This is a genomic window from Paenibacillus sp. S29 (assembly GCF_049319765.1).
Taxonomy (GTDB): domain Bacteria; phylum Bacillota; class Bacilli; order Paenibacillales; family Paenibacillaceae; genus Paenibacillus; species Paenibacillus polymyxa_B.
In genome coordinates, this window is record NZ_JBMOUI010000069.1 from 1 (window position 1) to 479 (window position 479).

A 479-nucleotide genomic window follows, 5' to 3' on the forward strand; every position below is an offset into this window, starting at 1 on the left:
CGGGTAATTTGGAACCCGCGTTGCTCTAATTGTCCCGCCACGGCAGCAACAGAGGCATGATGACCAGAAACGACGTATTGATAGGAAGAGTTATAACATGCGATGGTAATAGGCTGACTGGTTACGGCATAATGATCGCACAGCTCTTCTAGCAGATTTAAATCAGCCCCACGAACAGCAACCATGCAACCCACTCCGGCCTCTGAGGCTTCTTCCATAAAGCGTCCTCGTTCTTGCACCACCCGCAAAGCATCGCCAAACGACAAGACTCCGCTGCTTACCAATGCAGAGTACTCACCCAAACTATGTCCTGCCGAAAATTCAGGAATAATCCCAACATCGTGCATGTAACGTCTGAATGCGATGACACTGATCGTGAGAAGTGCCGGCTGGGTGTAGGATGTTCTCGATAATTGAGAGATGGGTCCTTCCATACATAAAGTTTTCAAATCATACCCCAAAATATCAGCAGCCTCTTC

Annotated in this window: 1 protein-coding gene; it reads right to left on the reverse strand. The window is 48.4% G+C overall.

The genetic code is table 11. The features are described from left to right. Positions 1-434: ACP S-malonyltransferase (locus tag ACL9RM_RS26505; protein ID WP_422759430.1), on the reverse strand; the 434-nt coding region annotated here is incomplete at its 3' end. Between the last annotated feature and the right edge of the window lie 45 nt (positions 435-479).